Consider the following 18,843-nt stretch of genomic DNA (forward strand, 5'->3'; position numbering starts at 1 on the left):
GGAGAGGGAGGAAGAGGCTCGAGTCTTATTGACGAGCGATAGTGCTTGTACGGCGGATCTTGGCTTGCAACTGGATCACACCATAAACAAGTGCTTCTGCGGTGGGCGGACAACCCGGCACATAGACATCAACCGGCACAATGCGGTCACAACCACGCACCACCGAATACGAATAGTGGTAGTACCCGCCCCCATTCGCACACGAGCCCATCGAGATCACCCAGCGCGGCTCCGCCATCTGGTCATAGACCTTGCGCAACGCAGGCGCCATCTTGTTACAGAGCGTACCCGCCACGATCATCACGTCGGACTGACGCGGACTAGGGCGAAACACCACACCAAAACGATCAAGATCGTAGCGGGCTGCGCCCGCATGCATCATCTCAACCGCGCAGCACGCGAGACCAAACGTCACCGGCCATAACGAACCGGTGCGCGTCCAGTTGATTAGCTTGTCAGCCGTCGTGGTGACAAACCCTTCCTTCAAGACCCCTTCGATACTCATTTTGCTTTCCACTCCAGACGGACAGCTCTAGCCCTGGCTGCCCCGCAAACCGGCAATAAACCCATCACTCCCAGTCGAGGCCACCTTTTTTCCAGATATAGGCAAAGCCCAGCAGGAATTCGAGCAGAAAAATCATCATTGCGATGAAGCCGGGCCAGCCGATATCGCGCAAAGCCACGCCCCACGGAAACAGAAACGCGGTTTCAAGATCGAAAATGATGAACAGAATGGCGACGAGATAGTAACGCACATCGAACTTCATGCGCGCGTCTTCAAACGCTTCGAAGCCGCACTCGTAGGGTGCGTTCTTTTGACTGTCAGGGTTGCTGGGACCGAGGATCTTGCCAATGCTGACCAGCGCTATGCCCAAACCGGTGCCCACGATAAGGAACAGCAAGACGGGGAAATAGGCTGCGAGGTTCAAGACTATCCTCAATCGGTTGGTTCTAAAAACCGCCAGGGAAAAACACACGCCCAGCGCAAATTACTTCGATCTGCCTGGCACCGCAAGCCAGCGGCAAGACACAGGGCAGAAGTAAAAATGCCAGCCGAAGCGAAGCAAGCGGCTGGCATTAAACAACATTGGTGCCGACGGCGAGACTCGAACTCGCACAGCTTACGCCACTACCCCCTCAAGATAGCGTGTCTACCAATTTCACCACGTCGGCACGGCTGCAATGCGGGGATAACTCACAAAACCCACGAATCGCTTCAAGCTTTGAATTATAACTCGGAAAATAAGGTTGTTCAATGCACAAAAGTGCTTAAAACAAAAAAATTATTTTGGTACGTTCTGGCCCGGTGTCGAAGCAGCCAATGGTGCCGATACGCCGGCTGCCGCGGAAGCCTGGGCCACTGGAGCAGTGATCGCAGCCGTTTCACCCAGCACACCGGCAGAAGGCTTGGCCCGATACGCACCAAGATAGGTCAGCGTCAACGTAGTGACAAAAAATATCGCCGCCAGCACTGCCGTGGTATGCGACAAAAAGTTGGCCGATCCCGTTGCACCAAACAGGCTGCCAGACGCACCGCTACCGAAGGCAGCCCCCATATCAGCGCCCTTGCCATGCTGTAACAGCACGAGGCCAATTACACCCAGCGCCGATAGCAACTGGACTACAACAATCAATGTTTTCAAATACAGCATTGCATTCACCTGAATCAATATTTAGCCGTGCAGCGCAAAATGCGCGCACCGATGGCATGTTTGTTAGGCAGGCTTGCCCGAGCAACGAACTTACTGTTCAGCACCTGCCCTATCAGCCGCCTTGCAGATCGCCAGAAATTCTTCGCCCTTCAAGGAAGCACCGCCGATCAAGCCGCCATCAATATCCGCCTGAAGGAATAATTCACGCGCATTTTCTGGCTTCACACTTCCACCGTATAGCAGCGGCACTCGCGCCACTATCGGATCTTTTGCCCGCAAAAGGCCCCGCAAAAACGCATGAACCTCTTGCGCCTCTACAGCCGTGGCACTTTTACCCGTGCCAATCGCCCAAACGGGCTCATACGCCACAACGATTCGTGCAGCCGCCTCAACGGATAACTTGTCCAGCACACCGCCCAGTTGCGCCCCGACCACCTGTTGCGTCAGGCCAGCCTCACGCTCTGCAAGCGTTTCACCCACGCAGACAATCGGCGTTAATCCCGCAGCCAGCGCTTGCCCTGTCTTGAGCGCCACCAGCTCGATACTTTCGCGGTGATAAGCCCGGCGCTCAGAATGCCCAACGATCGCCAGCGACGCGCCGAACTCAAGCGCCATTTCTGCCGCGACTTCCCCCGTATAAGCCCCCGTGGTATAGGCCGAAATATCCTGCACGCCCCACGCAACACGACTGCCCTCTAACAGCGACTGCGCCTGCGCAAGATAAGGACAAGGCACGCACAACCCAACCTGCACCGAACCCGACAACGCCGCCGCACCTTGCGCCGTCATTTGCAAAAGCGCTGCATTGCCCGCTAGCCGGCCATGCATTTTCCAGTTACCCACTACCAGTCTTACTCGTTGTTTCAACATGGCTTCGCTTTATCTTGTCGTGACGGCCTGGCTCGTGACGGCTTGGCAAACCGGGACCCAACCGCGGAACCCATCAAAATCTTTGAATGCCGTTGGCGGGCAAAGCGCGCAATTTTACTGCGGACACGCCAACCGGGTCAAACTAACGTGCGCCAATCCAGCACAATCTTACCCACATGCGTGCTGCTTTCCATCAATGCATGCGCAGCGGCAGCCTGGCTCGCAGGGAACACCTGGTACACCACCGGCTTGATCCGGCCATCTTCCAGACAAGGCCACACGCGCGCCTTCAACTGCGCCGCGATACCCGCCTTGAATGCCACCGAACGCGGACGTAACGTCGAACCCGTCAGCGTCAGGCGGCGACGTAAAATTTCGCCCAGATTAAGCTCAGCCGTCGCGCCACCCAGCAAGGCAATCACCACCAGGCGGCCACCGTCGGCCAGCACCGACAGCTCGCGCGGTACATAGCTGCCCGCCACCATGTCGAGGATCACATCAACACCACGGCCATGCGTCAGCGATTTGATGACCTCAACGAAATCTTCCGTCTTGTAGTTGATCGCCCGCTCTGCGCCAAGCTGCTCGCAAGCGCGGCATTTTTCGTCCGTGCCCGCCGTGGCGAAAACCCGAAAGCCCAAGGCCCGCGCAATCTGGATCGCGCTCACGCCAATCCCGCTCGAGCCCCCTTGCACCAGCAAAATCTCATCAGCGCCGCCTTCGCCCGCACCAAGCTGCGCACGGTCAAACACATTGCTCCAGACAGTGAAGAACGTCTCGGGTAGCGAGGCGGCCTCAATCTCCGTCAAACCTGCAGGCACGGGCAAACATTGCATCAGCGGCGCCACAGCGTACCCGGCATAGCCCCCGCCCGCGAGCAAGGCGCAAACACGATCACCCAGCTTGAGTCCAAACGGATTGGGCCCGTCGATCGCCCCGCCCACAATCTCACCCGCGACTTCCAGCCCCGGCAAATCAGACGCTCCCGGTGGCGGTGCATAGGCGCCTTTGCGCTGAAACACATCCGGACGATTCACCCCCGACGCCGCGACCCGGATCAAGACCTCTCCAGCCCCAGGCACCGGTATCGGGCGCTCAACCAGCCGCAACACATCAGGTGCGCCGAATTCGGTAATTTCAATCGCTTTCATCTGCCCGGCCCTCCAGGTTTGCACTGACTCAAGCAGTACATGAGATTCTTTTTACCCGCCTATCAGGAAAAACGGCCGACGCGTGAACCACGCTATCGGCCGTCATCCCTCCTGCCAATGCCTTACAGCGGCGTGGGTTCCACAGGTGCCGCGCCTGGCGCCGCATCATTGAGCAGCGCCTTGGCCGACAAGCGTACCCGGCCTTTCTCATCCGTCTGAATGACCTTGACCTTGACTCGCTGGCCTTCCTTCAGATAGTCGTTCAGATCCTTGATGCGCTCATTGGCGATCTCGGAGATGTGCAACAGACCGTCCTTGCCCGGCAAGATGTTCACGATCGCACCGAAATCCAGCAGCTTAAGGACCGTGCCCTCATAAACCTTGCCGACTTCGACATCCATCGTGATTGCTTCGATACGGCGTTTGGCTTCGGCCATCCCCTCGCTATTCGTGCTAGCGATTGTCACCAGGCCATCTTCCGAAATATCGATCGTCGTACCGGTTTCTTCAGTCAGTGTGCGGATCACCGAACCACCCTTGCCGATCACGTCGCGGATTTTTTCCGGATTGATCTTTACGGTAATCATGCGTGGCGCGAATTCCGAAAGCTGGGTATTGGCACCCGACACCGCTGATGTCATCTTGCCCAGAATATGCATGCGACCTTCTTTCGCCTGCGCCAGGGCAACCTGCATGATTTCTTTCGTGATGCCCTGGATTTTGATATCCATTTGCAGCGCGGTAATCCCCGCAGCCGTGCCCGCGACCTTGAAATCCATGTCGCCAAGGTGATCCTCGTCGCCCAGAATATCGGTCAGAACGGCAAACTTGTTGCCTTCCAGAATCAGGCCCATGGCAATGCCCGCGACGTGCGCCTTCATCGGCACGCCTGCATCCATCAGCGCGAGGCAACCGCCGCACACCGAAGCCATCGACGACGAGCCGTTCGATTCGGTGATTTCCGAAACCACCCGGATCGAATAGCCGAACTCATCTGCGCCTGGCAGACACGGCACCAGCGAACGCTTGGCGAGACGACCATGACCGATCTCGCGGCGCTTGGGCGAACCAACCCGTCCGGTTTCGCCCGTGGCGAACGGAGGCATGTTGTAGTGCAGCATGAAGCGGTCGCGGTACTCACCTTCGAGCGCGTCAATAATCTGCTCATCGCCGCGCGTGCCAAGCGTGGCCACAACTAGCGCCTGTGTTTCGCCACGTGTAAACAGCACCGAACCGTGTGCGCGCGGCAACACGCCTGTACGAATTTCGATCGGGCGAACCGTGCGGGTATCGCGGCCGTCAATACGCGGCTCACCGCTCAGAATCTGGCTGCGAACGATTTTCGCTTCGATATCGAACAGCACATTGCCAACGGTGGCCTTGTCGGCAGCCACCGTGCCTGCGGCAGCGGCTTCATCCTCAAGGCTGGCCGACGTCGCCGCGTAGATTTCCTTCAGCCGGGTCGAACGGGCCTGCTTGTCGCGCATCTGATACGCAGCCAGCAGATTCGCCTCAGCCAGCGCGCTGACACGTGAGATCAGCGCTTCGTTTTTCGGCGCAGGCTGCCAGTCCCACTCAGGCTTGCCGCCTTCACGGACCAGCTCATGAATGGCGTCGATCGCCGTTTGCATCTGCTCGTGACCAAACACCACCGCGCCCAGCATCACGTCTTCTGGCAACTGGTCAGCTTCCGATTCGACCATCAGCACCGCGCGCTCCGTACCCGCAACCACGAGATCAAGGCGCGAGGCCTTGATTTGCGCGCGTGTCGGATTCAGCACGTATTCGTTATCGATGTAGGCCACACGCGCTGCACCCACCGGGCCATTAAATGGCAGGCCGGAAACCGCGAGCGCCGCCGAGGCGCCGATCAGCGCCGGAATATCAGCGGGGATTTCCGGATTGATCGACAGCACATGCACCACCACCTGAACTTCGTTATAGAAGCCTTCAGGAAAAAGCGGCCGCAGCGGACGGTCAATCAGGCGCGAAATCAGCGTCTCGCCTTCCGAAGGACGGCCTTCACGGCGAAAGAAACCGCCAGGAATCTTGCCTGCGGAATAAGTTTTTTCGAGGTAGTCGACCGTCAGTGGGAAAAAGTCCTGGCCGGGCTTTGCTGTACGTGCACCAACCACGGTCGCCAGCACCACGGTATCTTCAATATCCACGAGCACAGCGCCGCTTGCCTGGCGGGCGATTTCGCCTGTTTCGAGGCGAACAGTATGCTGCCCCCATTTAAATTCTTTGACGACCTTATTGAACATTGACATTGTCACTCCTTGATTTTGTTATGCCGCGCAGACCAGCAGCGGCGCGGCAACACCATGACCGGCGCGGCACGGGAGAGGAGTGTTATGCCATTCCAGCGGACCACGCAAACCGCATGAAACGCGCGCACGAACCGCTGGAATGACACAAGCCTCCACCCTGCAAACCGGTGTTATTTTTAGTAATCCATCATTCAAGCCAACACGCCCGATGGGCGATTCATGATGCATGCCCCCGGACTTGCGCACCGTTTAAAAACAAAATGCCTGTATCAGTTGAACTGACACAGGCATCTTGCTGAAAGACCATCCGATTACTTGCGCAGACCCAGCTTTCCGATCAGTGCACGATAACGGTCAGCGTCCTTGCCCTTCAGGTAATCAAGCAGCTTGCGACGGCGGCTCACCATGCGCAGCAAACCGCGGCGGCTATGGTGATCTTTCGAATGAGTCTTGAAGTGGGCAGTGAGCTCGTTGATACGGGTCGTCAGCAGCGCGACCTGCACTTCGGGAGAACCGGTGTCGTTAGCTGCGCGGGCAAATTGCGCAACAACATCGGATTTTTTGGTTTCAACTTTGGTTTCAACAGCAGACATGTTTATTTCCTTGGAAACTAGACAGGCGGTCACGGAAGAAAGGCCGTGCCGTGGACATACGCATTACGATTTCCGCATTGCGGTTTCATTACTACACTGCAGCGTTACAACAAAGTGCGATTGTAGCACAGGGGCCTGCCCGCCCGCGTACTGCCCACGCACCGGATCAGGGACGCACCATGCGGCAGGTTACGGGTGGCGTGGCCTGTTCGGGACTCAGCGCCAGCACCGTACGAAACCCGTAACCCGAGCCCTCGTTGTCGAAGCGCACACCGGGCGTACCACGCCGGTCCATCTCCATGACATAAAGGGGCTGGATCAGCTGGTGGTCAGCTGCACGCATCCACGACCGATGAAAACCGTTATCGAATCTCATGTCCTCCAGCATCCGGGCGACCGCCTCAGGTTGAGCGCTCCCGGCACGTTCCATGGCCCGTGCCAGCATCTGCACCAGGACATCCAGGCGCAACACCGGGTAATCATCGGCCGCGGCCGGAAAGCGCTGGCGAAACGCGGCATACCACGCCTCTGAATCCTTGCCCGCGACATTCGGATGCCACTCCGCGACCGCAAGCACCCGTTGTACACCCGCCTCGCCCAGTGCCGCAGGCGCCCCCAGACTATTGCCATAAAAGGTATAGAACTTCGCCGTCAGCCCCTGCTCACGTGCGGCCTTGACCAAAAGCGCCAGATCATTGCCCCAGTTGCCGGTCACCACAGCATCCGCTTTGCTGGCGCGGATCTTGGCAAGATAGGGCGTGAAATCCTTCACCCGGCCCACTGGATGAAACTCGTCGCCGACAATCGCTATATCGGGGCGGCGGCTCGCCAGTGCTGCCCGTGTCAGCGCGCTCACGTCACGGCCAAAGGTATACGCCTGGTTCAAGAGATAAACCCGTTTAACCGAGTGGTCACGTTGAAGCACGCTCACTAACGCGTCCGTGCGCATACCGGCGTGCGCATCGAAACGAAAATGCCAAAAGCTACAGGACGCCCCCGTCAAGGCGGGATCGACCGCGGCGTAATTCAGAAAGAGCATGCGCCGTTGCGGCTCACGCGTGTTTTGCCGCCCGATGGCTCCCAGCAACGCGGCCGCCACCGCTGAACTGTTGCCTTGCAAGATGAAGCCAATGTGCTGATCCTCGGCCGCGCGGAGTTGCACTAGCGCTTCTTCCGCACTGCCTTTGCTGTCCAGCGTCAGCAACGCTAGCGGATGCATGCCGTCCGCCAGCTTCACCCCACCCCGTGCATTCACGCGTTCAATGCCAAAACGCAGATTGCGCTCCATCGCCGCACCCGCATTGGCAAACGGCCCCGACATGCCTTCGATCAACGCGAGCCGGACGGGCGCCCGCCCCGGCAGCACCGTGTCAGCGTGCACCTGGCTCATGCTCAGGACCATCAACCCCATCAACCCCATCAACCCGACGCGTGCCACCTGCCGCCATGTCATCGCCATCGCTACTCCAGCCAAACAATAATGAGACGCGGATCATAGCGGATCACCGTTGCGCCATGACGCCCCGGTTCGCCCGAAGGGTCGAAATAGTCCGTGCGGGCTCCAGCAGGCCTGAACAACGGGCCCGCGCACGCGAGCCGATCAAGCGCAATCAGCCCACACCGAATCGCGCATGTCAAAATGGCGAGCGAGTCCAACCCTACTTGTCTTAACTGCTATCGGAGCCACTCATGCTGACCCGTCTCTCATCGGTGCTTGCGTCACGCATCGCACTTGTCCTGCCACGCGAGCCTGTTCGCCGCCTCGCATTAGCCTGCCTGGGGGCGCTCGCTCTTGCGGGCTGCGCCCAGCCATGGCAAAAATTTCAGCCGGGCATGGATCAGTCGACGATCATCGCCTCGCTTGGTGCCCCGCGCGAAACCTATGATCTGCCGAACGGCGGCAAGCGCCTGATGTGGCCCACCCAACCCATGGGTGAAACCACCACCGCGGCAGATGTCGACGCCTCCGGCAAAATCCTGAACGTGCGTCAGGTGCTGCAACCCAGCGAGTTCTATCGCGCCGAAATCGGTAAATGGACGCGCGATGACGTGCTGGTCAATTTTGGCCGCCCTGTCGAAACCTCGTACTTCCCTTTAATGAAGCGCGAAGTCTGGACCTACCGTTATCTCGAAGACAACGTCTGGTACCTGATGTATAACTTCTATTTCGACGATCAGGGCATACTGCGCCTCACGCAGAAAACGCCCGATCCGCTGCATGATCCGGATCACCCCGGGCTGTTTTAATTCATCGCCCTTGCATCCGTTTGCGCATTCCCCGCGGTAAACAACACGAAGCCCCATGCTGCATTCAGCATGGGGCTTCGTTGCATGAAAGAGAGCCTGTGGCGCTGCGTCTTGCCGCGCCACACACCGGTCAGGCCCGTTGTGGGTTCAGCCTGTCCGCATGCGAATGCAGCCGGTTCAGCGCCGACAAATAAGCCTTCGCCGACGCGGCCACGATATCCGGATCCGTCCCCACGCCATTGACGATGCGGCCACTCTTCGACAAGCGCACGGTCACCTCGCCTTGCGCCTCCGTACCGGTCGTGATCGCATTCACCGAATACAGCAGCAGTTCCGAGCCACTTCCGACTTCCGATTCAATAGCATTGAGCGTCGCGTCGACCGGACCATTGCCACGCCCTTCACCGGTCACTTCCTTGCCTTCAACCGAGAAAACCACACGAGCGTGCGGCTGCTCACCGGTTTCGGAATGCTGCGCCAGCGAAACAAACTTGTAATGCTCACGCTCCTGCGCTTCGACGGACTCTTCTGAAACGATCGACAGAATGTCTTCGTCGAAAATTTCCGCCTTGCGATCGGCCAGCTCCTTGAAGCGGCCAAAAGCGGCATTGAGTTCCGCCTCGCTTTCAAGCGCAATGCCCAACTCCTGCAAGCGCTGGCGGAACGCATTGCGGCCCGACAGTTTGCCCAGCACGATCTTGTTGGCGCTCCAGCCCACGTCTTCGGCACGCATGATTTCGTAGGTGTCACGCGCCTTCAGCACACCGTCCTGGTGGATGCCCGAAGCGTGTGCAAAAGCATTCGCGCCCACCACCGCCTTGTTCGGCTGCACCACAAACCCCGTGATTTGCGACACAAGCTTGGATGCCGGCACGATCTGCGTCGTGTCGACGCCGAGATCGAGGCCGTAGTAATCCTTGCGCGTCTTCACAGCCATGACGATTTCTTCGAGCGAGGTATTGCCAGCACGCTCACCCAGGCCATTGATCGTGCATTCGACCTGGCGCGCCCCGCCGATTTGCACCCCTGCCAGCGAATTGGCCACGGCCATGCCCAGATCATTGTGGCAATGCACCGAGAACACGGCCTTATCCGAATTCGGAACGCGCTCACGCAAGGTTTTCACCAGATTGCCGTACAGCTCTGGCACGCCATAGCCAACGGTATCGGTAATGTTGATCGTGGTCGCGCCCTCGGCGATCACCCCTTCCAGCACCCGGCACAGGAAATCCATGTCCGAACGGCTACCATCTTCAGGAGAAAACTCGATATCGTCGGTGAATTTACGGGCGAAACGCACGGCCAGCTTAGCCTGCTCCAGAACCTGCTCCGGTGTCATGCGCAGCTTCTTTTCCATATGCAGCGCCGAGGTGGCAATGAACGTATGAATCCGGAACTGCCCGGCGGGCTTGAGCGCGTCGGCCGCGCGCTGGATATCCTTGTCATTGGCCCGCGCGAGAGAACACAGGCGGCTATCCTTGATCATCGAGGCAATCGTGTGAATGGCATCGAAATCGCCATTCGAACTCGCTGCAAAACCGGCTTCGATCACATCGACTTTCAGCCTTTCGAGCTGCCGTGCAATCCGGATTTTTTCGTCTTTTGTCATGGATGCGCCGGGGGATTGCTCACCATCGCGCAATGTCGTGTCGAATATGATCAGTTTGTCTGCCATCTCGGGCTCCTGAGGGGATTAACCAGTAATTGAATATTGAATAACGAGGGGATCAAAACAGGGCATTCGGGTGTTTGCGCCACCGCTGGCGACGCCACACAAAACGAACGAGGCAGACGGGGGGCGAAACGGTTAGCGCGGTAGGCGCGCCAGGGCTAGCGCGCATAGCAGCGCACCAGCTAGAAGCGAAAGGAGGGGGGGCTTGAAAATAAACATGTCGGCGACTATAGCGACATTCCATCAAACGCGCAATTAGTGCGCGCGAGGGGGTATGCAAGCGCTGCGGCGAGCTTCAAGCCGTGCCCGCCGGAAAGCCGTTAGCGCTGCGTTGCAATGTGCCAGCCAGGTGTGACTTGAACGCGATTTCAGGAAGGCCGCTCAGCCGAGCGCGCTGGATTGGCACGCCCGCGCACGGCCTGGTAGCCCCAGAAAACATAGCCGGAAAAACCATACAGCACAAAAAGACCAAACAGCATCAGCGGAGGATCGGACGACACCAGCACGAAGGCCACCACCACCAGCAAAATCGTCGCAAACGGCACGCGATGGCGGACATCGAGCGCCTTGCCACTATAAAACGGCGCATTCGAGACCATCGTGACACCCGCGTAGACCGTCAAGGCAAAAGCCACCCACGGCAGCCATACCAGCTTGAGCGGCACCCGGTTATCGGTCGCCAGCCAGACAAAACCCGCGATCAACGCCGCCGCCGCAGGGCTCGGCATCCCCTGGAAGAAACGCTTGTCGACCACGCCAATATTGGTATTGAAGCGTGCCAGCCGAAGCGCCGCGCCCGAACAGTAGACAAACGCCGCCAGCCAGCCCCAACGGCCGAGGTCTTTCAGAATCCACTCGTACATCACCAGCGCGGGCGCAACGCCAAACGACACCATGTCCGACAAGCTGTCGAACTGTTCGCCAAACGCGCTTTGGGTGTTGGTCATGCGTGCCACCCGGCCATCCATGCCATCGAGCACCATGGCGACGAAAATCGCTATCGCCGCCATCTCAAAGCGCACGTTCATCGCCTGAACCACAGCGAAGAAGCCACAAAATAACGCGGCAGTCGTAAATGCATTCGGCAGCAAATAAATGCCACGTTTGCGCAAAAGCTGCTGCCGCGCCGCCCGGCGGCTTTCTGCTCCCGGCTCTTGCACCATCGGCTGGTTACGCCGAAACGGCCGTGGCAAGGGCGTGCGGCTATTACGGGGACGACGCGGTTTGAGTGCGGCCATCGAAACCTCCTTGTGCCGCTTTACAGTTCAGCAAGAATGGTGGACGAAGCGGAAACCTTCTCGCCAATCGAGACCCGCGGACGGCTGCCCACAGGCAAATAGACATCGACGCGCGAGCCAAAACGGATAAAGCCATAACGCTGTCCACGTGTCAGCGGCTCGCCCGAGCGCACATAACACAGGATCCGGCGAGCAATCAGCCCGGCGATCTGCACCGACGTGACGGTCGTGCCATCCGCCATCTCAATGACGACCGCATTGCGCTCGTTTTCGAGCGAGGCTTTGTCAACCGCCGCATTCAGATACGCACCGGGAAAATATTCCACCTTCGAAATCGCGCCATCCACCGGCGAACGCTGCGAATGCACATTGAAGACATTCATGAACACGCTGATCTTGAGTGCTTCACGGTTTGCATAAGGATCGTGGCTGGTTTCGACGGCAACGATGCGGCCATCGGCAGGGCTGAGGACGGCGTTCGCCTGGGAAGGAATGGGGCGGGGTGGATCACGAAAAAACTGGACCACAAATGCCAGCAGCAACCAGAACAGCCATGCCACGCCAAACCCCGCGACAGCATGAACCAGCAAAGCGACAACAGCGGCAATAGCGATGAACGGCCAGCCTTCACGCGCGATGATCGGATGAGGATAATTCATGGATAGTTTCAGTCTTTTTTATAAAACCCACAGGATAACAAAAGCCGTCCAGGGCTTAAGCGCACCTGGACGGCTTCCTCGCGTCCATCAGCGTAATCCGGCGGCAAAAGCAGCAGTGAGCAGCGTGACCCGTGAGCCATCGGGTCGCGCCGGGCAGACAACCGCTGCCACTGCCACACCACCTGGCGACGCTTAGTTCTTCGACTGGTCAACCAGCTTGTTTTTCGCAATCCACGGCATCATCGCACGCAGTTTCGAGCCAACCTGCTCGATCTGGTGTTCAGCTGTAAGGCGACGGCGCGACTGCAAGGTCGGCGCGCCCGCGCGGTTTTCAAGAATAAAGCTCTTGGCGTACTCGCCTGTTTGAATGTCTTTCAGTACATCCTTCATCACTTTTTTGGTTTCGTCAGTGATGATGCGCGGGCCCGTGACGTATTCGCCGTATTCCGCGTTATTCGAAATCGAATAGTTCATGTTGGCGATACCGCCTTCATAAATCAGATCGACAATCAGCTTCATTTCATGCAGGCATTCGAAGTACGCCATTTCAGGGGCATAACCGGCTTCCACCAGCGTTTCGAACCCGGCCTTGATCAGATCGACCGTACCGCCACACAACACGGCCTGTTCGCCGAACAGGTCGGTTTCGGTTTCTTCGCGGAAATTGGTTTCGATGATGCCCGCACGGCCACCGCCGTTGGCGGTCGCGTAGGACAGCGCGATGTCGCGTGCAGCGCCCGACTTGTCCTGTGCCACGGCGATCAGGTGCGGCACGCCGCCACCTTGCGAATACGTGCCACGCACCGTGTGACCCGGCGCCTTCGGCGCGATCATGATGACGTCGAGATCCGCGCGCGGCACGACCTGACCGTAATGCACGTTAAAGCCGTGTGCGAACGCAAGCGTTGCACCCTGCTTGATATTCGCGTGTACCTCGTTTTTGTAAACCTCGGCAATCTGCTCGTCGGGCAACAGCATCATCACGATATCAGCGCTCTTCACCGCCTCAGCCACTTCCTTGACCTGCAAGCCCGCATTTGCAGCCTTGCTCCATGAGGCGCCGTTTTTGCGCAAGCCCACTGTGACATTCACACCGCTGTCTTTCAGGTTCAGCGCGTGCGCGTGGCCTTGCGAACCGTAACCGATGATCGTGACCTGCTTGCCTTTGATGAGGGAAAGGTCGGCGTCCTTGTCGTAGAAAACTTTCATGTTTATTCCTTCAGGTAATCAATAAAATTTAAATCGTGCGAAAAAATTACCGGACCACCGGTCTACCGGTCTACCGGCCCAAACGGATCCCCCGCTGCGGCAAGTGACAGGTTTGATAAGGGCACTACACCTTCAAAATGCGCTCGCCCCGTCCGATACCCGAACTGCCCGTGCGGACCGTTTCGAGAATCGCCGCCGCGTCGAGCCCTTCGATAAAGGCATCCAGCTTGTTGCTTGCTCCCGTTAACTCGATGGTGTAGGTTTTTTCGGTGACGTCGATGATGCGGCCGCGGAAAATATCCGACATCCGCTTCATCTCTTCGCGCTCCTTGCCAACCGCCCTTACCTTGATCAGCATCAGCTCGCGTTCGATGTGGGCGCCTTCGGTCAGGTCAACCACTTTTACCACCTCGATCAGGCGATTCAGATGTTTCGTGATCTGTTCGATCACGTCGTCCGAGCCAATAGACACGATGGTCATGCGCGACAGCGAATGGTCTTCGGTCGGCGCCACCGTCAAGGTTTCAATGTTGTAGCCGCGCGCCGAAAAAAGACCCACCACGCGCGATAGCGCGCCCGGCTCGTTTTCCAGCAAAACGGAAATAATATGTCTCATGGGTATTCCAGTCCAGATGTCGATGTATCGATGTATGCGCCGTTGTACCGCGCACGTCTGACGTTTTCAGCCAGAACGCGGCGGACGCGCTATAGATCTTCCGAGCCGAGGAGCATCTCCGTGATGCCCTTGCCAGCCTGAACCATTGGCCAGACGTTTTCGGTCGGATCGGTCTGGAAATCGAGAAACACGGTGCGATCTTTCAGGCGCAGCGCTTCTTTCAGTGCCGGTTCGACATCCGCGCTTTTTTCGATACGCATGCCAACGTGACCATAGGCTTCAGCCAGCTTCACGAAATCCGGCAGCGCATCCATATACGAATGGGAATAGCGTTTGCTGTATTCGATCTGCTGCCACTGGCGCACCATGCCCAGATAGCGGTTGTTCAGCGAGATGATCTTGACCGGCGTGTCGTACTGCTTGCAGGTGGATAGTTCCTGAATACACATCTGGATCGAGCCTTCGCCCGTGATGCAAACCACCTCGTCGTCCGGATGCGCCATCTTCACGCCCATCGCGGCGGGCAAGCCAAAACCCATCGTGCCGAGGCCACCCGAGTTGATCCAGCGGCGCGGCTGATCGAAACGGTAAAACTGCGCCGCCCACATCTGGTGCTGGCCCACGTCCGAGCAGACAAACGCGTTGCCACCCGTCAGCTCCCAGAGTTTTTCGACCACATGTTGCGGCTTGATGATCTCGCTTTCGCGGTCGTACTTCAGGCAGTCTTTCGCGCGCCAGGTTTCGATTTCTTGCCACCATTGCGCAAGCGCCGCGGTGTCCGGGCCTGGCTTGGCACCCTGCAGCTGCTCGATCAGTTCCTTGAGCACTTCTTTCACGTCGCCGACGATCGGAATATCGACCTTCACGCGCTTGGAAATAGACGAAGGATCAATATCAACATGAATGATCTTGCGTGGCCGGGAAGCAAAGTGCGCAGGGTCGCCAATCACGCGGTCATCAAAGCGCGCACCGATGGCGATCAGCACATCGCAATGCTGCATCGCCATATTGGCTTCATAGGTGCCGTGCATGCCGAGCATGCCGAGGAATTTTTTGTCGCTCGCGCGATAGCCGCCCAGGCCCATCAGCGTATTGGTGACCGGATAGCCCAGCAGATCGGCGAACTGGTTTAACTCGCGCGAGGCGTCAGCCAGAATAATGCCGCCGCCGGTGTAGATATAAGGCCGTTTCGCCGACAGCAGCAACGCAACCGCCTTGCGAATCTGCCCCGAATGGCCTTTGGTCACCGGGTTATAGGAGCGCAGCGACACACTGTGCACCGGCTCGTATTCGCACGGCTTTTTGGAAACGTCTTTGGGGATGTCGATCAATACCGGGCCAGGACGGCCGGTACGGGCGATATAAAACGCTTTTTTGACGGTGGCCGCCAGCTCACGCACGTCCTTGACCAGGAAATTGTGCTTCACGCACGGACGTGTAATGCCCACCGTATCGCACTCCTGGAACGCATCCTGACCGATCGCGGCAGTCGGCACCTGGCCGCTGATCACGACCATCGGAATCGAATCCATATATGCCGTGGCAATGCCGGTGACCGCATTGGTCACGCCAGGCCCAGAGGTCACGAGACACACGCCGACCTTGCCGGTAGAGCGGGCATAGGCATCGGCGGCATGAACCGCCGCCTGTTCGTGCCGGACCAGGATGTGCTGGAATTTGTCCTGCTTGTAAAGCTCGTCGTAGATATACAGAACCGAGCCGCCAGGATAGCCCCAGATGAATTCGACGTCTTCGTCAGCCAGTGCCTTCATGAGCACAGTGGCGCCGATTGAATCGCTCGAACCAGCGCTCGAACCGTTTGCAGGTGAAGCCTGGAAAGACTGGGAGGATGAGGATGAGGAAGCAGTTTCCGCCATGGGAAATTCCGCGCTAGGGAGATTCATCTTTACCTTTCGAATTTTCGGCAAAAAATTGATTGGGTGCTCTCTACCAGGCTTATGACCCAGGTTCAAGCGGCGCGTCCAGTTCAAAGGTGAGCTTTGTGGGCTGCACCTCAATTGAGACAAAGCACTTATGTTGCGAACCAAAGACGATATCCGCTGCGCTTCAGGCGGTCAAGAAAATTTTCCGCAATGCAACAGTTCGTGCTTCGATTAATCCCGTCTGATGCGAGCCAGCACCGGTTTGTATGAAAATTTGTTAGCATCCGCCTCGTTTTATGGACTTCCCTGATTTTCTCGATTCGGATTTGAGAAATGTGTTGCAAAACCGTTTCGGCTCTTTTGCGACCTGCTTACGACCCACTCCGCGCACGCTCGCTGCGCCGCCCATTGGATGGCATCAGACAAAGAACTCGCTGATTTTCTGGCAGGCGTCGAAAGGCGCGCGTTCAAGCAGGCCGTTTATGCCGTAAGGGATAACGACGCCGCGCTCGATATCGTGCAAGACGCGATGATCAAACTCGCCGAAAAATATGGCGACCGGCCTGCCGCTGAATTACCGCCCGTATTTCAGCGTATCTTGCAAAATACGATGCACGATTATTTTCGTCGGCAGAAAGTACGCAATACATGGGTGAGCCTTTTTTCATCGTTCGGCCACTCCGAAGATGATGAATTCGATCTGCTGGAAACATTCGAAACCCAGGCGGGCACGCGCGGCGCCGAAAGCAGTGAGCAACAGCTCGAGCGCGAGCAGGTTTTACAACTGATCGACGACGAGATTCAAAAGTTACCGGTACGTCAACGGGAGGCGTTTCTCATGCGTTACTGGGAAGATATGGATGTCGCCGAGACTGCCGCCGCGATGGGCTGTTCCGAAGGAAGTGTCAAAACACACTGTTCGCGGGCCACCCACACGCTGGCGCACACGCTCAAGGCCAAAGGAATCACGCTATGAGCCCCTCTCCCGAAACAAAAGAACTTGAATTTTCCCGGCAGGTACGCCGCGCCCTTGATGAAAGCGCCACCCGCCTTGCGCCTGCCACGCTCAGCCGGCTCGCGGCCGCCCGTCATCTGGCTGTCGCCCGCAAAAAACCCGAAACCGTTTGCGCCCCTTCGTTCGTCCCTGCCCTGGCAACGTCAGGCGCGCAGTTCACGCGCCCGCAACACCGTCCGTCGCCGCTGCGCCGCCTCGCGCTCGCCTGGCCGCTCGTCGCGCTGGTGCTGGGCCTCGTCAGCATCGCCTATTGGGAAGACCAGCAACGCAGCGCCGAACTCGCAGACATTGACGCCGCCATGCTGAGCGACGATTTGCCGCTCAACGCCTATCTTGATCACGGCTTCAACGCGTATCTGTCGCACCAACGCTAATCAAAGCAAAGGAATGACCCGGTGAGCTACAAGCGCAGCCTTGCCATTGTTTTTGGATGTGCAATCGCGGCAATTGTGGCGTTTGCCGCAACCTTTCCCCGCTTTTATCCCGACAGCCCAAAGGCCGCAGCAACCGGTACCGCTGCCGTAGCCACCACGCCCTCGCTGGTGGCCGCGCTTCCGGACCTGCCAGGCAGCAACCCGCTGTCATGGGCGCGCCTGAGCGCCGCGGAACATCTGGCACTGGCCCCTTTTGCTGCGCAATGGGATAGCTTCAGCACCGAGCGCAAACGCAAATGGTTGAAAATCGCCTCGCGTTACCCGAAGATGAGCTCCGAAGCACAAAAAAGACTGCATGCCCGAATGACCGAATGGATTCGCATGTCACCTGAGCAACATCGTGTGGCGCGCGAAAATTACCAAGCCGCGAAAGAGTTACCGCGCGCCGACCGCCAGAACGCGTGGAAGGCTTATCAGGAACTCCCCGAAGCACAAAAAGAACGGCTGGCCGCGCTCGAGCGCAAACGCCGTCCGACCATTGTCAGCGCGCCGCCCAGCGGCAAACCCGAGCTTCGGGATATCGACCGTCTGGTCAATGCGCGCCAGCATGCCGCAAACGCGAGTGCCTCTGCTGCGAGCGCGGCGGCGGCCGCGGCGGCGCTCGCAGCCAGCAACAGTTCTGCTCCGGCCCCCATCCCCGTGTCGCCCTCCGAGGCCCCTTCGCTCTATAACGGCTCCTGACGCGCCGTGCCTACCTCGCACTCTGCGTCTTCGCCCGTTTCAGCATCACTTGACGCGCTGCCCACGCCAACGCTTCGCCGACGGCTCGCCGCCCTGATGTACGAAGGCGTGATTCTGTTTGGCATTGTGTTTCTTGCCGGCTACCTTTTCAGCACACTGACGCAGCAACGCGATGGCCTGACGCACCGCAACCTGCTCGCAGGATGGATTGGTCTTGTGGTCGGAGTTTATTTCGTCTGGTGCTGGAGCCATGGCGGCCAAACCTTGCCGATGAAAACCTGGCGGCTGCGCGTGCTAAGCGCCGCGGGCCGACCGCTGTCAGCTCCTCGCGCCCTGCTGCGCTACGCGCTGGCCTGGCTCTGGTTCTTGCCGCCGCTGGCGCTGCATCCGCTCTTCGGACTCGACCTCTCCCATACCCTGGCAGTGAGCGCCGGATGGTTCGCCAGTTGGGCCGCTACAGCCTGCATCGGCCCCGACAAGCAGTTTCTGCACGATCGCCTGGCCAGAACACGCATCGTCTTGCTGCCGCGCTAAATCGCACAGCCCCTTTCGCAACGGCACTCCCACTCCTTTTGCCGCGCTTGCTGAAGCAATCGCCACAACCCGGAACAGATTATTCTGGCGAAGTCCAGCGATCATCGGCTTATAATTAG

Annotated in this window: 19 protein-coding genes and 1 tRNA gene; 5 read left to right on the plus strand and 15 right to left on the minus strand. The window is 58.4% G+C overall.

All coding sequences use genetic code 11. The annotated features are described in order from the left end of the window. Positions 1–25 precede the first annotated feature (25 nt). The 9 genes from GH657_RS16705 to GH657_RS16745 form a co-directional block, all read right to left on the minus strand. Positions 26–505, minus strand: a complete 480-nt coding sequence (locus GH657_RS16705; protein WP_153102143.1) for a NuoB/complex I 20 kDa subunit family protein — start codon at positions 503–505, stop codon at positions 26–28. Positions 506–569: 64 nt separating this feature from the next. Continuing rightward, complete coding sequence (locus GH657_RS16710; RefSeq protein WP_153102144.1) at positions 570–929, minus strand: NADH-quinone oxidoreductase subunit A; 360 nt, start codon at positions 927–929, stop codon at positions 570–572. Between the two features lie 159 nt (positions 930–1,088). Then, positions 1,089–1,173 (minus strand) — tRNA-Leu (locus GH657_RS16715). Between the two features lie 110 nt (positions 1,174–1,283). Next, the gene (gene secG / locus GH657_RS16720; RefSeq protein ID WP_153102145.1) at positions 1,284–1,652 is read right to left on the minus strand and encodes a preprotein translocase subunit SecG; all 369 of its coding nucleotides are present in this window, start codon (positions 1,650–1,652) and stop codon (positions 1,284–1,286) included. 90 nt (positions 1,653–1,742) lie between these two features. Beyond that, positions 1,743–2,522: a triose-phosphate isomerase gene (gene tpiA, locus GH657_RS16725; RefSeq protein WP_153102146.1), complete on the minus strand. Its 780-nt coding sequence runs from the start codon at positions 2,520–2,522 to the stop codon at positions 1,743–1,745. 137 nt (positions 2,523–2,659) lie between these two features. Next, positions 2,660–3,673 carry an NAD(P)H-quinone oxidoreductase gene (locus GH657_RS16730; protein ID WP_153102147.1) on the minus strand — a complete coding sequence of 338 codons (1,014 nt, stop codon included), beginning with the start codon at positions 3,671–3,673 and terminating at the stop codon, positions 2,660–2,662. Between the two features lie 122 nt (positions 3,674–3,795). Next, positions 3,796–5,943, minus strand: a complete 2,148-nt coding sequence (gene pnp / locus GH657_RS16735; RefSeq protein ID WP_153102148.1) for a polyribonucleotide nucleotidyltransferase — start codon at positions 5,941–5,943, stop codon at positions 3,796–3,798. Between the two features lie 311 nt (positions 5,944–6,254). After that, on the minus strand, positions 6,255–6,536 hold the full coding sequence (rpsO, locus tag GH657_RS16740; RefSeq protein WP_153102149.1) for a 30S ribosomal protein S15: 282 nt from the start codon (positions 6,534–6,536) through the stop codon (positions 6,255–6,257). A gap of 166 nt (positions 6,537–6,702) precedes the next feature. Next, positions 6,703–7,938 carry a branched-chain amino acid ABC transporter substrate-binding protein gene (locus tag GH657_RS16745; protein WP_246174236.1) on the minus strand — a complete coding sequence of 412 codons (1,236 nt, stop codon included), beginning with the start codon at positions 7,936–7,938 and terminating at the stop codon, positions 6,703–6,705. A 287-nt stretch (positions 7,939–8,225) separates the two neighbouring features. On the opposite strand from GH657_RS16745, the gene GH657_RS16750 reads away from it, so the two are divergent. Beyond that, complete coding sequence (locus tag GH657_RS16750) at positions 8,226–8,783, plus strand: hypothetical protein (RefSeq protein ID WP_153102150.1); 558 nt, start codon at positions 8,226–8,228, stop codon at positions 8,781–8,783. Positions 8,784–8,913: 130 nt separating this feature from the next. On the opposite strand, the gene GH657_RS16755 is transcribed toward GH657_RS16750, so the two are convergent. The 6 genes from GH657_RS16755 to GH657_RS16780 form a co-directional block, all read right to left on the minus strand. Continuing rightward, positions 8,914–10,458, minus strand: a complete 1,545-nt coding sequence (locus GH657_RS16755; protein WP_153102151.1) for a 2-isopropylmalate synthase — start codon at positions 10,456–10,458, stop codon at positions 8,914–8,916. A gap of 365 nt (positions 10,459–10,823) precedes the next feature. Beyond that, positions 10,824–11,693: a CDP-diacylglycerol--serine O-phosphatidyltransferase gene (gene pssA / locus GH657_RS16760; RefSeq protein ID WP_153102152.1), complete on the minus strand. Its 870-nt coding sequence runs from the start codon at positions 11,691–11,693 to the stop codon at positions 10,824–10,826. A 20-nt stretch (positions 11,694–11,713) separates the two neighbouring features. Beyond that, a complete protein-coding gene (locus GH657_RS16765) occupies positions 11,714–12,352 on the minus strand; it encodes a phosphatidylserine decarboxylase (protein ID WP_153102153.1) in 639 nt (212 codons plus the stop codon). A 192-nt stretch (positions 12,353–12,544) separates the two neighbouring features. Continuing rightward, positions 12,545–13,561, minus strand: coding sequence for a ketol-acid reductoisomerase (ilvC, locus tag GH657_RS16770; RefSeq protein ID WP_153102154.1), 1,017 nt, complete (start codon positions 13,559–13,561; stop codon positions 12,545–12,547). A gap of 124 nt (positions 13,562–13,685) precedes the next feature. Beyond that, positions 13,686–14,177, minus strand: a complete 492-nt coding sequence (gene ilvN, locus GH657_RS16775) for an acetolactate synthase small subunit (RefSeq protein ID WP_153102155.1) — start codon at positions 14,175–14,177, stop codon at positions 13,686–13,688. 89 nt (positions 14,178–14,266) lie between these two features. After that, on the minus strand, positions 14,267–16,150 hold the full coding sequence (locus GH657_RS16780; RefSeq protein ID WP_425495764.1) for an acetolactate synthase 3 catalytic subunit: 1,884 nt from the start codon (positions 16,148–16,150) through the stop codon (positions 14,267–14,269). A 322-nt stretch (positions 16,151–16,472) separates the two neighbouring features. On the opposite strand from GH657_RS16780, the gene GH657_RS16785 reads away from it, so the two are divergent. From GH657_RS16785 to GH657_RS16800, 4 genes are read left to right on the plus strand one after another with little or no spacing between them, the layout of a single operon-like run. Next, complete coding sequence (locus GH657_RS16785; protein ID WP_153102157.1) at positions 16,473–17,036, plus strand: RNA polymerase sigma factor; 564 nt, start codon at positions 16,473–16,475, stop codon at positions 17,034–17,036. Then, on the plus strand, positions 17,033–17,449 hold the full coding sequence (locus GH657_RS16790) for a DUF3619 family protein (RefSeq protein WP_153102158.1): 417 nt from the start codon (positions 17,033–17,035) through the stop codon (positions 17,447–17,449). Before GH657_RS16785 ends, GH657_RS16790 begins: the two co-directional genes overlap by 4 nt. A gap of 21 nt (positions 17,450–17,470) precedes the next feature. After that, the gene (locus tag GH657_RS16795) at positions 17,471–18,190 is read left to right on the plus strand and encodes a DUF3106 domain-containing protein (protein WP_153102159.1); all 720 of its coding nucleotides are present in this window, start codon (positions 17,471–17,473) and stop codon (positions 18,188–18,190) included. 6 nt (positions 18,191–18,196) lie between these two features. Then, positions 18,197–18,724, plus strand: a complete 528-nt coding sequence (locus tag GH657_RS16800) for an RDD family protein (RefSeq protein WP_281349418.1) — start codon at positions 18,197–18,199, stop codon at positions 18,722–18,724. The last annotated feature ends 119 nt before the right edge of the window (positions 18,725–18,843 follow it).

Source organism: Paraburkholderia hayleyella, from assembly GCF_009455685.1.
GTDB classification, from domain to species: Bacteria; Pseudomonadota; Gammaproteobacteria; order Burkholderiales; family Burkholderiaceae; genus Paraburkholderia; species Paraburkholderia hayleyella.